18 protein-coding genes and 2 pseudogenes are annotated in these 17,071 nt (G+C 68.5%); 10 read left to right on the top strand and 10 right to left on the bottom strand.

The window, feature by feature from the left end:
- The first annotated feature begins 210 nt into the window (after positions 1-210).
- From VJT49_RS30020 to VJT49_RS30005, 4 genes are all read left to right on the top strand, one after another.
- On the top strand, positions 211-516 hold the full coding sequence (locus tag VJT49_RS30020) for a hypothetical protein (protein ID WP_324168331.1): 306 nt from the start codon (positions 211-213) through the stop codon (positions 514-516).
- Complete coding sequence (locus VJT49_RS30015; protein ID WP_324168330.1) at positions 504-692, top strand: hypothetical protein; 189 nt, start codon at positions 504-506, stop codon at positions 690-692. Before VJT49_RS30020 ends, VJT49_RS30015 begins: the two co-directional genes overlap by 13 nt.
- Positions 693-831: 139 nt before the next feature.
- Entirely contained in the window at positions 832-1,491 is a 660-nt protein-coding gene (locus tag VJT49_RS30010; RefSeq protein WP_324168335.1) for a M50 family metallopeptidase, read from the top strand.
- A gap of 47 nt (positions 1,492-1,538) precedes the next feature.
- On the top strand, positions 1,539-2,825 hold the full coding sequence (locus tag VJT49_RS30005) for an aldehyde dehydrogenase family protein (RefSeq protein ID WP_324168334.1): 1,287 nt from the start codon (positions 1,539-1,541) through the stop codon (positions 2,823-2,825).
- A gap of 333 nt (positions 2,826-3,158) precedes the next feature.
- On the opposite strand, the gene VJT49_RS30000 is transcribed toward VJT49_RS30005, so the two are convergent.
- Positions 3,159-3,374, bottom strand: coding sequence for a hypothetical protein (locus tag VJT49_RS30000; RefSeq protein ID WP_324168329.1), 216 nt, complete (start codon positions 3,372-3,374; stop codon positions 3,159-3,161).
- 752 nt (positions 3,375-4,126) lie between these two features.
- Here VJT49_RS30000 and VJT49_RS29995 point away from each other — a divergent pair.
- Positions 4,127-4,684 carry an HD domain-containing protein gene (locus tag VJT49_RS29995; RefSeq protein ID WP_324168328.1) on the top strand — a complete coding sequence of 186 codons (558 nt, stop codon included), beginning with the start codon at positions 4,127-4,129 and terminating at the stop codon, positions 4,682-4,684.
- A gap of 853 nt (positions 4,685-5,537) precedes the next feature.
- On the top strand, positions 5,538-6,257 hold the full coding sequence (locus VJT49_RS29990; protein ID WP_324168327.1) for a hypothetical protein: 720 nt from the start codon (positions 5,538-5,540) through the stop codon (positions 6,255-6,257).
- Here the strand turns inward: VJT49_RS29990 and VJT49_RS29985 are convergent.
- The 7 genes and pseudogenes from VJT49_RS29985 to ccrA form a co-directional block, all read right to left on the bottom strand.
- On the bottom strand, positions 6,202-6,864 hold the full coding sequence (locus tag VJT49_RS29985; protein WP_324168326.1) for an HD family phosphohydrolase: 663 nt from the start codon (positions 6,862-6,864) through the stop codon (positions 6,202-6,204). The two genes, VJT49_RS29990 and VJT49_RS29985, sit on opposite strands and share 56 nt — an antisense overlap.
- 70 nt (positions 6,865-6,934) lie before the next feature.
- Entirely contained in the window at positions 6,935-7,564 is a 630-nt protein-coding gene (locus VJT49_RS29980) for a hypothetical protein (protein ID WP_324168325.1), read from the bottom strand.
- Between the two features lies 1 nt (position 7,565).
- On the bottom strand, positions 7,566-8,570 hold the full coding sequence (locus tag VJT49_RS29975; protein ID WP_324168324.1) for a hypothetical protein: 1,005 nt from the start codon (positions 8,568-8,570) through the stop codon (positions 7,566-7,568).
- A gap of 118 nt (positions 8,571-8,688) precedes the next feature.
- Positions 8,689-9,652 (bottom strand): annotated as a pseudogene (locus tag VJT49_RS29970) (adenylate/guanylate cyclase domain-containing protein).
- A gap of 5 nt (positions 9,653-9,657) precedes the next feature.
- Positions 9,658-10,100, bottom strand: a pseudogene (locus VJT49_RS29965) (universal stress protein).
- 88 nt (positions 10,101-10,188) lie between these two features.
- Positions 10,189-11,259 (bottom strand): chromosome segregation protein, encoded by a 1,071-nt coding sequence (locus tag VJT49_RS29960; RefSeq protein ID WP_324168323.1) that lies wholly within the window; start codon positions 11,257-11,259, stop codon positions 10,189-10,191.
- A 61-nt stretch (positions 11,260-11,320) separates the two neighbouring features.
- Positions 11,321-12,661: a crotonyl-CoA carboxylase/reductase gene (gene ccrA, locus VJT49_RS29955; protein WP_324168322.1), complete on the bottom strand. Its 1,341-nt coding sequence runs from the start codon at positions 12,659-12,661 to the stop codon at positions 11,321-11,323.
- Between the two features lie 191 nt (positions 12,662-12,852).
- On the opposite strand from ccrA, the gene VJT49_RS29950 reads away from it, so the two are divergent.
- Positions 12,853-13,224, top strand: coding sequence for an SPW repeat protein (locus VJT49_RS29950; RefSeq protein ID WP_324168321.1), 372 nt, complete (start codon positions 12,853-12,855; stop codon positions 13,222-13,224).
- A 54-nt stretch (positions 13,225-13,278) separates the two neighbouring features.
- Entirely contained in the window at positions 13,279-13,854 is a 576-nt protein-coding gene (locus tag VJT49_RS29945) for a helix-turn-helix domain-containing protein (RefSeq protein WP_324168320.1), read from the top strand.
- 32 nt (positions 13,855-13,886) lie between these two features.
- Here the strand turns inward: VJT49_RS29945 and mce are convergent, their stop codons facing one another.
- Complete coding sequence (gene mce / locus VJT49_RS29940) at positions 13,887-14,327, bottom strand: methylmalonyl-CoA epimerase (RefSeq protein ID WP_324168318.1); 441 nt, start codon at positions 14,325-14,327, stop codon at positions 13,887-13,889.
- A gap of 113 nt (positions 14,328-14,440) precedes the next feature.
- On the opposite strand from mce, the gene VJT49_RS29935 reads away from it, so the two are divergent.
- Together VJT49_RS29935 and meaB are read left to right on the top strand one after the other, a co-directional pair.
- Complete coding sequence (locus VJT49_RS29935) at positions 14,441-15,625, top strand: acetyl-CoA C-acetyltransferase (protein ID WP_324168317.1); 1,185 nt, start codon at positions 14,441-14,443, stop codon at positions 15,623-15,625.
- Between the two features lie 38 nt (positions 15,626-15,663).
- Positions 15,664-16,635 (top strand): methylmalonyl Co-A mutase-associated GTPase MeaB, encoded by a 972-nt coding sequence (gene meaB, locus VJT49_RS29930; RefSeq protein ID WP_414636115.1) that lies wholly within the window; start codon positions 15,664-15,666, stop codon positions 16,633-16,635.
- Positions 16,636-16,683: 48 nt separating this feature from the next.
- Here the strand turns inward: meaB and VJT49_RS29925 are convergent, their stop codons facing one another.
- Positions 16,684-17,034 carry a darcynin family protein gene (locus VJT49_RS29925; RefSeq protein WP_324168315.1) on the bottom strand — a complete coding sequence of 117 codons (351 nt, stop codon included), beginning with the start codon at positions 17,032-17,034 and terminating at the stop codon, positions 16,684-16,686.
- Positions 17,035-17,071 lie beyond the last annotated feature (37 nt).

Raw genomic sequence — 17,071 nt, 5'->3', positions numbered from 1 at the left:
CACGAGCTTGGGCCGAGCAGGACGCTGGACGGCGTCCCGACGCGGCCGGCCTGGCGGTTCTGCGTCTGGCTGCCTCAGCGGCGGCCGTAGAGTTACTCATTGGGTCGGAACCAGCTTTCCGATCAAGGCCCTCGGTTGGTGTTCGCAGCACCGCCGGGGGCCGTCTATTTGGTTACGTGTTCAAGACAACTCCCGGAGGCCGCCTGCTCGATGATCATCGGCAACCGCATCTCGATGACGCAGGCGGCGCGGATCAAACAGCGGATCGCCGAGCGGCATGGCCAGGTCGTGGAGGTCGGAGGACACCCCCTCGCGTCCTTCCCGGCGCCGCATGTGCTCGCGGCCCTCGAGCAGCCGCTGGGTCTTGCTCCGGTGAAGATCGACCGTCCGCGGTCCATCGCCCGCGCCGCCGAGGACGGGCTGCTCGACGCCGAATCGTTGCGCGCGATGGAGCCCGAGCAGGCCTTGGCGCGGCTTCAGCGGCTCCCGGGTATCGGGCCGTTTTGGCCCAGCTGATCCTGATCCGCGGCGCCGGTCGTCCGGACTTCTTCCCCGCGGACGAGCCGCGAGTGCACGCGAAGATGCGCGAGGCGTACGGCCTGCCGGATGCGGACGTGACCGAACTCGAGCGCATCACGCAGAGGTGGCGCCCATACCGGAGTTGGGTGGCGTTGCTTTTGCGTGTCCAGTAGCCGCCTTTTGGTTCTGTTGTGAAGGAGGGAGGGGCGATCACACGACGCAGACGACCCATGTGGTGAGCTTTCGCACGTGAGTTTCGCGGACACCGCTGTTGCGGCGGGCTTCTTCGGTGCCCAGCCGAACCCGACGGTCCTGGTACCACTGGTCACCGGCGGAGCGGCACTGGTGCTGGTGCTGTCCGGATCGCCGTGGCGCCTGGCGCGCAACATCGTGACGATCGTGCACGAGGCCGGCCATGCGCTGGTCGCCTTGCTGGCGGGCAGACGGTTGAAGGGCATCCAGTTGCATTCGGACACCTCGGGCGTGACCGTCTCCAGCGGCAAGCCGACCGGCCCCGGGATGGCCATGACCGCGCTCGCCGGGTATCCGGCCCCGGCTGTGCTCGGGCTCGGCTTCGCCGGACTGGTGGTGGCGGACCGGATCACGGCCCTGCTCGTCGTCGCCGCGTTGTTGTTGCTCGGCGTGCTCGTGCTGGTGCGCAACGTCTACGGCGTGCTGTCCGTGGTGCTCACCGCGGGCGGGCTCGCGCTCGTCGCGCTGGTGGCCGGACCGAGCGTGCAGGCGTGGTTCGTGTACCTCATCAGCTGGTTTCTGCTGCTCGGCGGGATCCGCCCGATCTTCGAGCTGCAGGCCAAACGCCGCCGCGGCCACGCCCGGGACTCCGATGTGGACCAGCTCGCGCGGCTGACCGGGGTGCCCGCCGCCCTGTGGGTGCTGATCATCGGGGTGATCGCGGTCAGCTGCCTGATCATCGGAGGTGCCTGGCTGCTGGAGCCCGCGCTGCAGCCGTGACCCGGGGGTGAGGCACACTGGATGCCCACGCGATGGCGCGTGACCGAATGTGCCACGCGGGTCGCGAGCTCGAGCAGGAGGGAACAGCGGTGTTGTCGGACGAGGTGGCCAAGTCTGTCGAGGAGTGCGCGCGAGCGGCCAAGCGGGCGGCCCCGGCGCTGGCCGCCGCCTCCGACGAGGCCGTCGACACGGCGCTGACCGCCATGGCCGGGCGGCTGCTCGACGGCCGGGAGACCGTGCTGGACGCCAACCGTGCCGACGTCGCGAAGGCGCGTGACGAGGGCATGAGCGCGGGCCTGCTGGACCGCTTGACGATCACCGCGGAGCGGCTGACCGGGATGGCCGAGCAGTTGCGGCTGCTGGCCGGTGCCCCGCACCAGGAGCGCGAGCGGCAGCTGTCCATTTTGGACGGCGGGCTGCGGTTGGTCGAGCGTCGTCGTCCGGTCGGCGTGATCGGCGCGAACTACGAGGCGCGACCCAACGTGACCGTCGACGTGGCGTCCCAGCTCGTCAAGTCCCGCAACGCCGGGGTGCTGCGCACCGGTTCGGCCGCGCTCGGTTCGGCGCAGCGGCTGCTGGACACCGTGATCGCGCCCGCGCTCGCCGACGCCGGGATCGACTCCGACGTCGTCCAGCTCGTGCCGCGGATGGAACGCGAGGCCGCTGCCGCGCTCGTCCGGCTGCCCGATCTGGTGCCGCTGGTGATCCTGCGCGGCAGCGGGGAGAGCACCCGTTCGCTGGCGACCGAGGCCGCCACCCACGGCGTCCGCACGCTGGCCCACGCGGACGGCGGAGGCGTGCTGTACGTAGACAAGGCCGCCGACCCCGCCATGGTGCGCTCGCTGGTCGTCGGCAGCCTCGACCGGCTCGGCGTGTGCAACCGGCTCAACCTGTTGCTGATCCACTCGGAGGCGCGGGACCAGCTCTGGCCGGTCATCGAGGAGGCTCTCGCCGAGCGCGCGGTCACGCCCTCACTGCCGCCACACGACCACCCGATCGGGTACGAATGGGCGCTGGACTCGGCTCGCGAGGCCACCGTGACGGTGGCGCCGGTCAGCGGTGTCGAGGAAGCCGTGCGCATCGCCAACGAGCAGACCTCGGGCCTCGCCGCCGGCATCGCCACCGAGGACACGGCCGCCGCGAACGCCTTCTTCGACGGCTACACCGGCACGGGTGTCTTCTGGAACGCCCCCACCCGCCTGCTCGACGGCTTCAAGCTCCTCGCCGTCCCCGAAACCGGCATCAACCTCGACAAGGTCCCCGGCCCCCGAGGCCCGGTCACCTACACCGACCTCTACATCCGCCAGTACGCCGTGCTGCCTGATCGGCGCTGATCTCGGGAAACGAGAAGTGGGACCTGCGGGAGCCGTAGGGGTTTTCTAGGATTGTTATCGCAGGTCAAGCGGTGTTTTTCATCTCCCTTCGGGGTCTTTGGGAACGTCTGGTCGTCGAGGTTGGTCCCACGCGGTCCCACATCCTCGACCGCGGCCAGCGGGGGCAGCTCGCCGGGCGCGGCGGCCCGCGCCCGCGGGGTCTCCTGCACGTAGCCAGCCAACTCGTCGAGGTCGGCGTGGCCCATGGTGCGCTGCATCTTGAGCGCAGCGAACGGTTCCCGCACCGACGCCCACCTAAAGAACGGCGGGGGCGCGGGGGCCTTGTTCGTGCGCTCAGCGGGTCGCGAGCTCTACCTTGGCGTAGACCAGGTGCCAGCCATTGCCCTGCGGGCACGGTAATGCGGTCAAACGTCCCTCGGACCTGGTGACGAAGCGCTCCGCGGTCTCCTGGTTCGGGATGACGGCCCGCATGTCACAGGTCGTGCAGCGGTCGGCCTGGCTATATACCCATTCGTTCATGCTCTCCCCGTCCCACCACATCCCGGGCATGTCTCTTGTGTGGGTCCTCGGCTGCCGGTCCTGCGGTTGACGACGGTACCCCATACCCAGCCCTGGCCCTTACACGCCGGACAAGGCTTCTCATGGTCACCCGTGAGTGGAACCTACGATTCGCGGGAGATAGACGGTACCGTCGTTGAGGGCTGCCGACCGGGTGAAGTCGTCGCTACCGGTCTTGCCTCCCCCGCACTGGATGCACTCCCCGGTATCGGGGTCGGTCCAGCCACCGGAGCCACCACACCAGCTACAGCCGCCCACCAAGTGACCAGGCCGGACAGCGTCAAGGTTGCGCAGGCCAGCGAGAACCAACTCGGCGCGTTCACCAGGGTTCAGGGGGGGTCCGGCGCTGTGCGCGGCGGCGGAACCTGAGCCGGAATCCGCACCGGTAGCGTCCCGGAAATTAGTCCACATTCCATTACTGTCTCCTCAGTGGATTGATCGCGTGGAAGCTCGGCCGGTACGGCGTCGGGGCACCGCACCGATCATGGGGCGGTTCGCAACTTCTGTGGCACCTCACCTACCGGCCCGACTCCGCATCCGCACATCTGCCGTTGAACCTGCACACGCTCTACCCGCTGGTAGCGTCCCGACCGTCGATATTGACGGACTGGCCGCAGCTCCGGCCGCCGTTGAGCGAAGCCGTTTGACTGCGTCGCGGCGAGCGAATCGCTCACCAGGACCGGACACGACCAGCTCGCTGGTCTCTACTACGCGCTTCGTATCGCTAACCGTTAGGAGAACATGTGTCAGAAGCCAGGGCACTTGCCGCGTTCGCATACGAGCTCGGCATCCTCAAGCGGATGCGGCGCGCCGGGTGGTGGCACGCCGGTGTCCGAGACCCGGAATCCGTCGCGGAGCACTCCCTGCGCGTCGCGCACCTGGCCGGACTCCTCGCCGCAGAGGAAGGCGCCGATCCAGCCCGCGCTTCGTATCTCGCGATCTGGCATGACTCACAGGAGACCCGTACCGGCGACCTACCCCACACCGTCAAGCCGTATCTAACCAAGCCTGACCCGCGGCAGATCACCGCCGACCAGACAGCGGGACTGCCGACCGCCGCCGGCGAGTCCGTGCGCTCGGCCGTTGCCGAGTACGAGGCGGCCAGCACCCTCGAGGCCCGCTGCGCCCGCGATGCCGACAAGCTGGAAATGCTTCTCCAAGCCGTGGAGTACCGTGACCTCGGCGTTCAACGGGTGCAGGGCTGGATCGACTCGGCCCTGAAAGGCTTGACCACCAGCACAGCTCGACGAGTCGCCGAGGTCGCCGTGGAGCTCTCCCCGCTTGCCTGGCGAGACCGATAACCCGATCGTGATCACGGGCTCGTCCGTGGTCGTCAGCAGTCGGTTTGCCCAGTGCGGATGGTGGGTGATTCGCAGGGTGGAAAGCCGGGTGGATCGGACCGGCCGAGGTGGCAACCCACCCGGCCCATCCACCCGGGTTGACCTGCAAAAGGTGGGTCGGGTGACTCGGGTGGATCAGGCCCGGAAACCGGCTACTGGAGCCCGTTTTCGCGGCTGCCCCACTCGCCCACTCCATCCACTCGCCCAGTCACTCGCGACACCCTCTCGCCCGCTGGCTGCGACGCACGCGGGGCACGCGGGGGCACCGCTTACGTTCGGCCAGGGCCTTCGCCTCATCTTCTGGTCGCCACAGCGGCCCGACCGGCAGCGCAGGCGTCGCATCAACGGGTTCACCGCGTTGCCTCGGTGATGTGACGGTCGGGGACGGCCGGACGGTGGCGGCCGATGTGGATGGTGGACATGGGGTACCTCCGAGGGGCGGGCGGCCCTTCGGTCCCACGTTTGTCCCGTGATCTTGCTTCCGTCGCTGGTCAGGCGGTTGTGTCCGCCAGTACGCCGCTGCCTGATCGGCGCTGATCTCGGGGCCCCTGGGTGGGTGCGCGAGCTGCCTCCAGGGGCCCGGGTTGCCGGTTGCGATGCCGAGTCCCTGGGTGTCGGGAGTGCCGTGGCGTGGAGGTTCGGCGAACTTTCGCCCCACACGTGGGAGGAAGTTCTGCTGCGCGTGACCGACGCTGTCGGCGAAGCGGGCACCGCGCCGATGGGATGGTTGGTGACGGCCCTGAGGGGCCACAGTGAATGCCGAAGCGCCCCCGGGGCGGCCCGCAGGTCATTCCCGAAAGGGAGAGGGGAAGGCATGCAAGCCGCTGGTGGGCAGCTCGGACAGGCATTGCGGACGCCACGTGCCGCCGGAGTCGCGGGCATCCTCTCGGCCCTGCTGTTGGGCACTGTCATAGTCCTGATCCACATCACGATCCCCGTCGATCCGGCCTCTGCGACCGGCTGGCTCGCGGACTCCTCGCACCAGGACACCCTGCGCGTGGCACTCGACCTGCTCCCGTTCACGGGGATTCTCTTCCTCTGGTTCATCGGCGCGGTGCGGGATTACGTCGGACGGGCGGAAGACAAGTTCTTCGCCACCCTCTTCCTGGGAAGCGGAATATTGTTCACCGGGGTGCTCTTCGTCCTCGCCGCAGCGGTCGGTGGCCTCCTGTCCACGTTCGAGGCATCCCCGGCGAACTCCGCCCAACCTCAGCTCTGGCAGTGGGGACATCACTTCGCCCTCACCTTGCTTGCCAGTTACGGCGCGCGCATGGCGGCCGTGTTCACGCTGTCCACCACGACGATCGGGCGCGGGCTGGGTATCTTCCCGCGCTGGCTCACCTGGCTCGGCTACCTCATCGCGCTGGTCCTGCTGTTCGCTTCCGGCCGCGACCTGTGGGTCGAACTCGCCTTCCCGGTCTGGGTGCTGGCGGTCAGCGGTTACGTCTTGGTCACCACCCTCCGCCCCGGGACAGCGCTCAGGCGATCGCGCCGAGGAGATCTTCGACGTCGGGATCGTCGACCGCCTCCTTGATGCACTGCCACAACTCGAGGTTGGCCAGCGCCCAGCGGGAGTAGGTTTCGGCCGCGGCGGGGTTGTAGAAGTAGTACCCCTCGTCGTGCACTCCGCGCTGCTCGCCGACGATCTTGTGTGCCAGCTCCCGGAGAGTGATGGCGTTCTCGGTGAGATACCGGTGTGCGAGCAGCACGGGGGTGATCGGCAGGGCCTTGAACAGGGTATCCGCGTCGCTGAGTGCCTGCGCCTCCAGGGAGATGTCCGGACCCCGGTCGGCCATCTCGGCCTCGTCGACGATCCGGTCGATCCACTCGGCGATCTCGGGACCGACGCCTGCGGCGAGCAGCAGGTCCAGGCGCAGGTCCCGGCCGGCCGCGGCGGGGGAGTTGCGCCGGTTCAGGTAGTTGACGTCGTGCACCAGTGCGGCGGCTTCCACGACGCGCATGTTGGCGCCGTTGCAGCGGGCGAAGTCGGCGGCCTTGGCGCGGACGAAACTGACGTGGTGCCAGCCGTGAAAGGGCAGCCGTTTGGCGTGGCGCTGGCACAGTGCGTGGACTTCTCGTTCGAGCTTGGCGATGGTCGGTTCCGACAGTGTCTGCTCGGCGACAGAATTTTGGGCGTACATCGACCTCTCCGATCCCAACCGGGTGGAGAGATCGTAACCGCAGAACGTTCAGTTCACGGCGTTAAACGGGTCAGATTCGTTCGGACATTTCCCCCAATCGATTCTCGACCGGTACGTGCCGGTGCCCGATGTCGTACTCAGGGTCATAGGAAAGGCTCCAGTCGGTTACCGGCCGTGATTTCACCAGAAAGGTCATCGTGTCGTCCTCGGCGGTCACGATCCGGTGAAAATCCGAGGCCAGCATCATCCGGGAGGAGCCGATGCCACATCTGGCACGGCCGCGCGAGGACACCGAGGTGATCATTCCGGTTTCCGTGCTCACCTCCGCGTCATAGGACTCCTGCAGGTAGCCGCCGTGCAGCATGGTGGTGCAGAAGTGGTAGCGGTGGTTGTGCACGGAGTCGGCGTAGCCGCGCCGCCAGTCGCGCTGTGGCTTGTATTCGTGCAGCCACAGGGAAAATTCCGTGCCCGGTTCGTCGAGCAGGCACCACGCGAAGTGCGTGGTGGTCTCCCGCGACCGGACGGCGACTTCCGCCGCGGGCCGATCGTAGACGAAGTCGCGCAGGTGGGTCCGGAACTCGGGCAGGCACACCCAGCACAGGAAGATCTCGTGGACCCGCTCCCACCGGGCGGCCAGCGGTGCCTCGAGCCCGGCCAGTTCCGCGGTCAGCCCGCCGAGCGCCGATGTTTCCGTGAGCATTTCAGTTCTCCAAAGCAGCGGTGGTCAGGAATTTGTGCCGGAACACATGGAACTCGTTCTCCAGTTCATGGAACCGATCCTCGGTCAGCGGGCTCCCGGTGACCTTCTGATACAGCGCCATGAATCCCTGGCGGGTGGTGTCCGGGGCGAGCTGGAAATGCCGTGCCGCCCGGGACCGGAACACCCGCAGGAATTCCGCGCGTTCCATGTCGTAGATGAACGAGCCTTCGGAGAACCGCAGCGTCCGCGGGTACAGGGTGGCCATGCTGCCCGCGTTGCTGTAGAGGTGGATCCAGACACTTTCGTCGAACATTTCGAGCCGGTCCAGGGGAGGATCGGCCACCACCGTGAGATCCATCCGGACACATCGGCTCCGCGCGAGGTACAGTCCCACCAGTCCGATCGAGACCTCGTGCGAAAGCGCCTGCTGGATCACGTGGATGTCCGCGGTCACGCCCTGTTGCCGGAGCAGGTGCCTGGCCCGGCCGGACAGCGTGGTGGCGTCCCGCGGGTCGGCGATGATCACCCGCAATTCCCATTCCGAATTGGACAACAACAACCGCGCCGCGGCGTACCGGGCCGAGAAACCACGGAAGAAGAACTGCCGGGTGGTCCGCAGATCCTGCATCATCAGCCGGTTGAACGCGGGATCCGGTTCGGTCGTCGCGTCGAAGATGTGCGTCGGGAAGAATTCCTTGTTCATGGAACGGTACTCGGCCGCCAGTTCCCGAAGCGTCCGCCGGCTTTCCTCGATGACGGGCGATACCAGCGCGCGCTGCGAAGCGGTGGCGGTGATCAGCGTCTGACCGAAGCCGACGATCGCGGACACGAGCGTCCCCGTGCCGGCCGCGTTGACCAGGTTCTTCCAGGTCCCGGGTGCCATCCCGGCGGAGATGATCAGGCAGACGCCCGAGGCGACCACGAGAACGAGCAGCAGAAGACCAGTCCTCGTCCAGAAAATCTCCTGCAACGGGTTGTGACGCGGTGGGCGTACCTCCGCGACCATGACCCCATCTCCTTGCTAGACCGAATGGAGCACTTCGAAGAGTGTTGGTTCGCGTGCGTTGTGTTACCCTATCCCCTGCCGGATACCGGGAAAATAGGGAATTTGGGCGATCCCGCGCTCAGCACTCTTCCGGAGCACGGCGTAGGGCGAATGGACGAAGCCGGCTGTAACCGCGGACGGACACCGCCTGCTGGGTTTCACGACGTAGCGCGGCTCCGCTTCGAGTTCCGCGGCCAGTTCCCGATCCACCAGGATCATGCGCGGCCGCGCGGTCGAGTGAGCCGGCTGGCCAGGTTCACCACCGAGCCGTCGACGTCCCCGAACCGGCTCGGAATCCGCCCGGCGGCCATGCCCGCGCGCACGTCCGGCAGGGTGGCGTCGGCGGTGGTCCGCTCGGTCGGGCCCAGCGCGATTTCCGTGGCGTCGCACGGGGAATCGGCCACGAACAGCACCTCGTCGCCGATCATCTTGACCACCGGCCGTGGTGTTCGGCGATCACGTCGAAGGCCGGCGCTTCGAAGCGTTCCAGCACCTCACTCAGCCGGTTCTCGTCGAGTTGCCTGGTCAAGCGGGTGTAGCCGACGATATCGACGAAGCCGGCGACCTCCGTACGTGCCTGGAGGTCAACTTCGGGCGCGGCCGGCGCCGGGCCGGCGAACGCGGCGAGGTGCCGCCGCCACACGAATGTCTGCACCCGTTCCAGTTCGGGCAGCAGGCGCTTGACGAGCAACGCGCTCTGCCGGTCGTCCCGGCCCGGCTCCTCGCTGTGGCCGATCAGCGACCACCGCATCCCCACCTGCCACTCGGCCAGCCGCGACAGGTGCTGGCCGAGCGCCCTGGTCACCGGCATTTCCAGGCTCCGGTCGAGCAGCCCCGAGGAGATCAGCTGGCCGGCGCGGCGGACCGCTTCGAGATCGGCGTCGGTGAACACGACCTTCTCGTCGCCGACGGTCGCGAACCCGAGTGCCCGCCACAACCGGATCGCGCGGTCCAGGGGCACCCGGCCTTCTCGGCGACCTCGTGCCGGGTGTACCGGCGGGGGGACCGCCGAGCAGGATCTTTTCCAGCTGTTTTTGGTCCACGGCGGTCAGGTGGTGTGCATGATCAGTACCTCCACCCCGGCGTTGCGGGCGGCCTCGGCCGGCACCGATGCCAGGATCCGGCCCGCGAGCGTGTTCAGTCCGCGGTTGCCCAGGACCAGCAGGTCCGCCGACCGCTCCGAAATCACCTGCCGCAGCGAGTCCACCGGCTCACCCACGACGGCCACCGTCTCCACCTTCGCCGCGCCTGCCTTGACCGCCCGGTCCCGCGCGCTCCGCAAGGTGTCCTCGGCGCGTGCGGAGCCGACGACCTGGTATACCTCGTCGCCCAGCACGTCCTGGGCGGCTTCGACCTCCTTGCCGCCCGCCGGATAGTAGGCACGGACGATCACGCGCCAGAGTCCGCGCTCACCGCGGCCGCACGATCCACGGCGCGGAACGACGAATCGGAACCGTCGCTGCCGACGACCACGGTCTGGCAAGCGGCCATCCGAATCCTCCGTCGGGCCTTGCCGGCAAGAAAACTTGCCCTCCAGCGGCGGCGCGCCCCCACGAGGAGGAGAGAAAGTGGCCCTACCCTACTCGCCAGTCGCTTTGGCCGCGGCACCGTTCGCGGGCGCTTTCGCCCGCGTCCTGGCCAGCGGCTGGACGTCGGCGTCGCCCTCCCCGAGCACCGCGTTGGCCTCGAGCAGCACCGCCCGGGCGCCCCTGACCTGGGCTGCGATGCCGTCCCGCAGTTTCCGCAGCGTCTCGACCCGGTCGGCGGCCTCGTTGATCCGGCGGTTCGACTCCTCGGTGGCCTCCCGCACCCGGCGGTTGGCTTCGTCGGCTGCTTCCGCCAAGCGCGCGTTCGCCTCGGTGATGGAGTCCTGTTTGCGCCGGTTGGCGTCCCCGATCGACTCGCGCCGCCGCCTCTCGATGTCCGCCGCGGCCGCCTTCTGCTCCTCGGCGACCTTGGCGCGGATCGCCGCGGCCTCTTCGGTGGCCTCCCGGACCCGGCGCTCGGCTTCGGCCTTGCTCGCGGCCTCCTGCTCGGCCAGCACCCGCATCGCCTCGGTGCGGCGTGCGGCCATGGCGATCTCGAAGTCCTCCTCGACCTGGGCGCGGCGCTGCTCGGCCTCCTGGTCGAGCCGGTCGCGTTCCTCCTTCGCCTTCGTGGTGATCGACTCGGCTTCGGCCCGCGCGGTCTCCAGGACACCGCGGTGCTCGGCTTCCATCTCCTTGCGGCGCGCGTCCAGCTCGGACAGCAACTGCTCGTAGCGGGCCCGCATCGCGCTCGCGTCGGCCTCGGCCTTGGCGCGGATGTGCCCGGCCTCGGCCTCCGCGCGCGCCCGGGTGTCGGCCGCTTCCTCCTGAGCGAGGCGGAGCATGCGCTGGAGCCGTTCGGACAGCCCCTCCACGGTTGTCGGCGGCTGGCCCAGCCGGTCGACCTGACCACGCAGATTGTCGATTTCGCCGCGTGCCTGCTCCAGCTGCCGCGCGAGATCGCCCGCCTGCGAGATGGCGGCGTCGCGGTCGGCGGCCAGCATCTTCAGGTCGGCGTCGAGCCGTTCCAGGTGCTCGTCGACCTGGTGCCGGTCGTAGCCGCGCTTCGCCAGATCGAAGCCGGCGCCCAGCGGTACAAGTTCCCGTTCGTCGCCAAGGCTCATGCGTACGAGACTAGCTGGACCGGAAACGTTCGCGCTGAGGGCGGTGCGGCGCCGCTGGTGCTCAGGCGCCCCGGAAGGCGTTGATTCGCTCGAGGTGTTTGGCGCGGAGGAGTTCATTACGGACACCGAGGCCCTCTTCGGGCGCCAGGCACAGCACGCCGACCTTGCCCTGGTGCGTGTTGCCGTGCACGTCCAGCGCGGCCTGCCCGGTCTCCTCCAGCGAATAGGTCTTGGACAGCGTCGGGTGGATCAGACCCTTGGCGATCAAACGGTTCGCTTCCCAGGATTCCCGGTAGTTGGCGAAATGCGAGCCGATGATGCGCTTGAGGTTCATCCAGAGGTACCGGTTGTCGTAGGAGTGCAGATAGCCGGAGGTCGAGGCGCAGGTGACGATCGTGCCGCCGCGCCGGGCGGCGTAGACCGAGGCCCCGAACGTTTCCCGGCCGGGATGTTCGAACACGATGTCCGGATCCTCACCGCCGGTCAGTTCGCGGATTTTCGCGCCGAACCGCTGCCATTCCTTCGGGTCCTGGGTGTTTTCGTCCTGCCAGAACCGGTAACCCTCCGCGTTACGGTCGATGACCAGTTCCGCGCCGAGTTTCCGGCAGATCTCCGCCTTTTCCGGACTGGACACCATGCACACCGGGATCGCGCCGCCGTTGAGCGCGTACTGCGTGGCGTAGGAGCCAAGGCCGCCCGAGGCGCCCCAGATCAGCACCACGTCGCCCTGCTTCATGTCGGCGCCGTTACGCGAGACGAGCTGCCGGTACGCCGTCGAGTTGACCAGACCGGGGCAGGCCGCCTCCTCCCAGGTCAGATGCGCCGCCTTGGGCATCAGCTGGTTGGCCTTGACCAGCGCGATCTCGGCCAGCCCGCCGAAGTTCGTCTCGAAGCCCCAGATCCGCTGTTCGGAGTCCAGCATCGTGTCGTTGTGCCCGTCCGGGCCTTCGAGTTCGACGTTGAGGCAGTGTGCGACGACCTCGTCGCCCGGTTTCCAGCTGTGCACGCCCGGCCCGGTACGCAGCACGACGCCGGCCGCGTCGGAACCCACGACGTGGTAGGGCAGGTCATGGCGCTTGGTCAGTGGCGAAAGCTTGCCGTAGCGGCGCAGGAACTTGAACGTCGGCAGCGGCTCGAAGATCGACGTCCACACCGTGTTGTAGTTGATCGCCGAGGCCATCACCGCGATGAGCGCCTCGCCGGGGCCGAGTTCGGGGACGGGGACCTCGTCCACGTGCAGTGATTCGCGCGGGTCCTTGTCCCGGCTCGGCACGCCCTCGAACATCTCGACCTCGTCGGCGTGCACCGTCACGCCCCGATAGCTCTCCGGAAGCTCGATCGACGAGACGGCGTCGAGATCGCCGGAGAGGATGGCTTCCCGGATCTCTTTCAGCTGGCTCATGGGGCGGGCCTTCCCTGCGATGGTCCTGGAAACCAAAGACTACTGGTCAGTAACCCATCGTGCCAGCCGAAACCCCAAGATTTGCCCCGGTCGTGATGCACAACATTGACCGGCCGGCCAACCAAGGCGCATCATGGACACGGTGGGGCCGCACGGGAGCGGTCCCCGGAGCGTTTTCGGAGGTGATCACGATGACCGAGCCCGCGACGGCTGCCTGGCGGCGCCCGCACGACTGGGCCGAGGTCGTGCTCGGAGTGGTGGCGGTGCTGTCATTCCTCTGGGTGGACACCACCACCAAGGCGATGTGGGCGATGATCGTGCTGGGCGCGCTGATCGCGCTGGACGGGTTCCTCTCGCTGGCGAGGCCGGGCCTGGTGTACGGCGAAGGACTCCAGATCGTGCTGGGCGCGCTGCTGTTCATTTCGCCGTGGGTGATGGGCTACACGAATCTGAGCGGGGCGTCCTGGTCGTCGTGGATCCTGGGCGGTCTGACCGTGATCGCGGGTGCCGCGGCACTCCCCGTCGCGAACGCCGCGCACGGCCGGATGGCGGGCCAGCACTGAGCAAAGCCACCTCGCGGGCACACGTTGCCCGCGAGGTGGCTTAGGGTTGGGAAGGTGAACGGCGAGCAGGCACCGGCGAAGGAGCGGATTCTCGTCGCCGCGGAGGAGTTGTTCGCCGAATACGGCTTCGACGCCACCCCGACCTCCCGGATCGCCGAGCGGGCCGGCGTGCCCAAGGGGCTGGTGCACTACTACTTCCGCCGCAAGTCCGACCTGCTGGCCGCGCTGATCAAGCGGCTGCCCGACGAGCAGATCGACCCCACCGGCGTGGTCGTGCCGGGTGACATCGCGGAAAGCCTGCGAAGGCTGGTTTCCGAGCTCGATGCGCGGCTGGCGCGCTCGCGGATGCTGTCCCACCTGCTGTGGCGGGAGGCCGACACGCACCGGGCGGTGCGTGACGCGCTGCAGGATCGCTTCCAGCAGCTGGTGCGGCAGGTCAAGGCGGTGATTCTCGCCGCGAGCGAGGGCGGTCTCGCGGTGGCCGATGTGGACAGTGCGGCCGGGTTGCTCGCGCTGGCGGTCAGCTACCGGCATTCGGTGGCGCGGCATGCCGGGGACGACCCGCCGGATCTGATGGAACGTGAACTCAACTTCATCGCCGACGCGCTGATGGCCCGCCCGTCACCCTAGCGAATTCGACTCCCAGGGTTACCCGGAAAGGGTCAAGGTTTCGCGGGCTCCACCAGTTCGACGAGCACGCCGCCCGCGTCCTTGGGGTGCACGAAGTTCACCCGGCTGTCCGCTGTGCCCCGCCTGGCCTTGTCGTAGAGCATGCGGAGGCCCTTCGCGCGCAACGCTTCGGTGACCGCGTCGATGTCCGTCACCCGGTAGGCCAGTTGCTGCAGCCCGGGGCCCTTGGTGTGCAGGAACTTCGCGATGGTGGATTCCGGTCCCAGCGGGGCGAGCAGCTGGATCGCCGGCCCCGATTCGTCGCCGGGCGCGTGCAGCATCGCCTCGCGCACGCCCTGCTCCTCGTTGGTTTCGGTGTGCGTCGCCACGAGACCGAAGTGCTCGGCGTAGAAGTCGATCGCCGCGTCGAGGTCCGCGACGGCGACGCCGACGTGATCGATCGTGGTGATGTACGGCCTTAGCGCGTCGTGCATGGTCAGAGGATAATCTTCGGGCCCCACGGGGTTCTGAGCGTAACCTCACATCTTAACCCGCTAGTAATATCCGGTATCGTCGGAGCGACGCCGTCGTACGTTTGGAGGCCTCCGTGTCCGGTTCCGTCATCCTGAGCGCCGCCCGTACTCCGATCGGCCGCTTGCTCGGTTCCCTGAAGGACTTCTCCGGGGCGCAGCTCGGCGGCGTGGCCATCAAGGCCGCGCTGGAACGGGCCGGGGTCTCCCCGGAAGCCGTGCAGTACACGATCATGGGGCAGGTGCTCACCGCGGGCGCGGGCCAGATTCCCGCCCGCCAGGCCGCGGTGGCCGCCGGGATCGGCATGGACGTGCCGGCGCTGACCATCAACAAGGTGTGCCTGTCCGGGCTGGACGCGATCGCGCTCGCCGACCAGCTCATCCGCGCCGGGGAGTTCGACCTGGTGGTCGCGGGTGGGCAGGAGTCGATGACGCAGGCCCCGCACCTGCTGCCCAAGTCACGTTCGGGATTCAAGTACGGCGACACGACACTCGTCGACCACATGGCCTACGACGGCTTGTTCTGCGCGTTCGATCAGGTCGCGATGGGCGCCTCGACGGAGAAACACAACTCCCGCTACGGGCTGACCCGGGCACAACAGGACGAGTTCTCCGCGCGCTCGCACCAGCGGGCGGCGGCCGCGATCGCGTCGGGCGTGTTCAAGGAGGAGATCGCCCCGGTCTCGATCCCGCAGCGCAAGGGCGACCCGGTGGTGTTCGACACCGACGAAGGTGTCCGCGGGGACACCACCGCCGAGGGCCTGGCGAAGCTCCGGCCGGCGTTCGCCTCCGACGGCACCATCACGGCGGGCTCGGCCTCCCAGATCTCCGACGGCGCCGCGGCCGTCGTGGTCGCCAGCCGGGCGAAGGCCGAGGAACTGGGCCTCGCGCCGCTGGCCGAGATCGGCGCGCACGGTGTGGTCGCCGGGCCGGACGCCAGCCTGCACGAGCAGCCGTCGAACGCGATCAAGGCCGCGCTGGCGAAAGCGAAGCTCGACGTGAGCGCCCTGGACCTGGTGGAGATCAACGAGGCGTTCGCGGCGGTCGGGCTGGTGTCCACCGAGCGGCTGGGGCTGACCCCGGACAAGGTCAACGTCCACGGTGGCGCGATCGCGCTCGGCCACCCGATCGGGGCGTCCGGTGCCCGGCTGGTCGTGCACCTGGTGCACGAGTTGCGGCGGCGTGGCGGTGGCCTCGGCGCGGCGGCATTGTGCGGCGGTGGCGGTCAGGGCGACGCGCTGCTTCTTCGAGTCCCGGCGTAGGTTCTCAGGTCCCGACCGCCTGGGGGCAGGATGGCCGCATGGTGCGAGCTCCGGTGGCGGTGACGGAACTGGTCGAGCGGGCCCGTGACGGGCAGCCGCGCGCGGTGGCCAAACTGATCTCGCTGGTGGAGGACGCGCATCCCAGCCTGCGTGAGGTCGCCGCGGCGCTGACCCCGTACACCGGGGGCGCGCGGGTCATCGGGCTCACCGGCCCGCCCGGCGTCGGCAAGTCGACTTCGACGTCGATGCTGCTGTCCACGTTGCGCGCCGACGGCAAGCGGGTCGGCGTGCTCGCCATCGACCCGACCTCGCCGTTCTCCGGTGGCGCCCTGCTCGGCGACCGGATCAGGATGACCGAGCACGCCACCGACCCCGGCGTGTTCATCCGTTCCATGGCCACCCGCGGCCACCTCGGCGGGCTCGCCTGGGCCACCCCGCAGGCGGTGCGCGTGCTGGACGCCGTGGGCTTCGACGTGGTGCTCGTTGAGACCGTCGGGGTAGGACAGTCTGAAGTGGACGTCGTACGGCTGGCCGACACCACCGTGGTGCTGCTCGCGCCGGGCATGGGTGACGGGATACAGGCGGCGAAGGCCGGCGTGCTCGAGATCGCCGACGTGTTCGTGGTGAACAAGGCCGACCGTGACGGCGCCGAGGTCGTGGTGCGGGACCTCAAGCAAATGATCTCCTTCGCGCGCGGGGAGATCCGTGGGGAGAGCTGGCGGCAGCCGATCGTGCGAACCGTCGCGTCCCAGGGTGAGGGTGCCGGGGACCTCGTCCGTGCCCTCGCCGAGCACCATGACTGGCTGGTCGCGCACGGTGAGCTGGCCCGCCGCCGCGCCGCGCGCGCCGCGGCCGAGGTCGAGGCGATCGTGCTGCGCCGGATCCGGTCCGAACTCGCCGACCTCAACGGTGCGGGCCTGCCCGTGCTGGCCGACCAGGTCGTGAACCGCGAACTCGACCCCTATGCCGCCGCTGACAAGCTGATCGACGAGCTGCGCGCGGGCGGATGAGCGGCGGCGTCATCCGGCCCCGTCGCACCCCGGGTGGCGCGATCCGGCTCAGGAAACTCGCTGGTTTTCGTAGTCACGGTAACCGTCCTCCATGCCGGTGAGAATCCGTTCGAGGCGGAAGTAGGGCTGGGCGAACAGGGCGGTGTCCCGGAGGGCCTCGAAGAGGTGATTCCACGAGCGAAGGTCGTTCGTTTCCGCGAGCAGCACGTCGCTGCATTCCCCGGTGAACGCCTCCACGTCGACCCATCGCAGCCGCACGTCCTCGAAGGCTCGGGCGACTGGGCCGAGCCCGTCGACGATCTCGCGTCGTTGTGCCCGCGTGAGGCCGAGCCAGGCAGGCAGGGCGGTCAGCTGGACGATGACCAGCCATCGGGTTTCTGTAGCAGGCGTTTCATTCACGGGCCGATCATAACTGTAGCAGTTGGTACATTAAAAG

It is taken from the genome of Amycolatopsis sp. (genome assembly GCF_035276945.1).
In the GTDB taxonomy this organism is placed as follows: domain Bacteria; phylum Actinomycetota; class Actinomycetes; order Mycobacteriales; family Pseudonocardiaceae; genus Amycolatopsis_E.
The sequence above is the reverse complement of the archived record's forward strand: the minus strand, read 5'-3'. Positions and strand labels throughout refer to the sequence as shown.

What these genes read in the sequence shown, in the direction of transcription:
- VJT49_RS29960 (WP_324168323.1), bottom strand. Translation starts at nt 11,259, where the DNA reads ATGAGCCTTGGCGACGAACGGGAACTTGTACCGCTGGGCGCCGGCTTC.
- VJT49_RS29950 (WP_324168321.1), top strand. Translation starts at nt 12,853, where the DNA reads ATGACCGAGCCCGCGACGGCTGCCTGGCGGCGCCCGCACGACTGGGCC.
- VJT49_RS30005 (WP_324168334.1), top strand. Translation starts at nt 1,539, where the DNA reads ATGTGCCACGCGGGTCGCGAGCTCGAGCAGGAGGGAACAGCGGTGTTG.
- VJT49_RS29985 (WP_324168326.1), bottom strand. Translation starts at nt 6,864, where the DNA reads ATGTACGCCCAAAATTCTGTCGCCGAGCAGACACTGTCGGAACCGACC.
- VJT49_RS29980 (WP_324168325.1), bottom strand. Translation starts at nt 7,564, where the DNA reads ATGCTCACGGAAACATCGGCGCTCGGCGGGCTGACCGCGGAACTGGCC.
- VJT49_RS29990 (WP_324168327.1), top strand. Translation starts at nt 5,538, where the DNA reads ATGCAAGCCGCTGGTGGGCAGCTCGGACAGGCATTGCGGACGCCACGT.
- mce (WP_324168318.1), bottom strand. Translation starts at nt 14,327, where the DNA reads ATGCACGACGCGCTAAGGCCGTACATCACCACGATCGATCACGTCGGC.
- meaB (WP_414636115.1), top strand. Translation starts at nt 15,664, where the DNA reads ATGGTGCGAGCTCCGGTGGCGGTGACGGAACTGGTCGAGCGGGCCCGT.
- VJT49_RS30020 (WP_324168331.1), top strand. Translation starts at nt 211, where the DNA reads ATGATCATCGGCAACCGCATCTCGATGACGCAGGCGGCGCGGATCAAA.
- ccrA (WP_324168322.1), bottom strand. Translation starts at nt 12,661, where the DNA reads ATGAGCCAGCTGAAAGAGATCCGGGAAGCCATCCTCTCCGGCGATCTC.
- VJT49_RS29975 (WP_324168324.1), bottom strand. Translation starts at nt 8,570, where the DNA reads ATGGTCGCGGAGGTACGCCCACCGCGTCACAACCCGTTGCAGGAGATT.
- VJT49_RS30000 (WP_324168329.1), bottom strand. Translation starts at nt 3,374, where the DNA reads ATGCCCGGGATGTGGTGGGACGGGGAGAGCATGAACGAATGGGTATAT.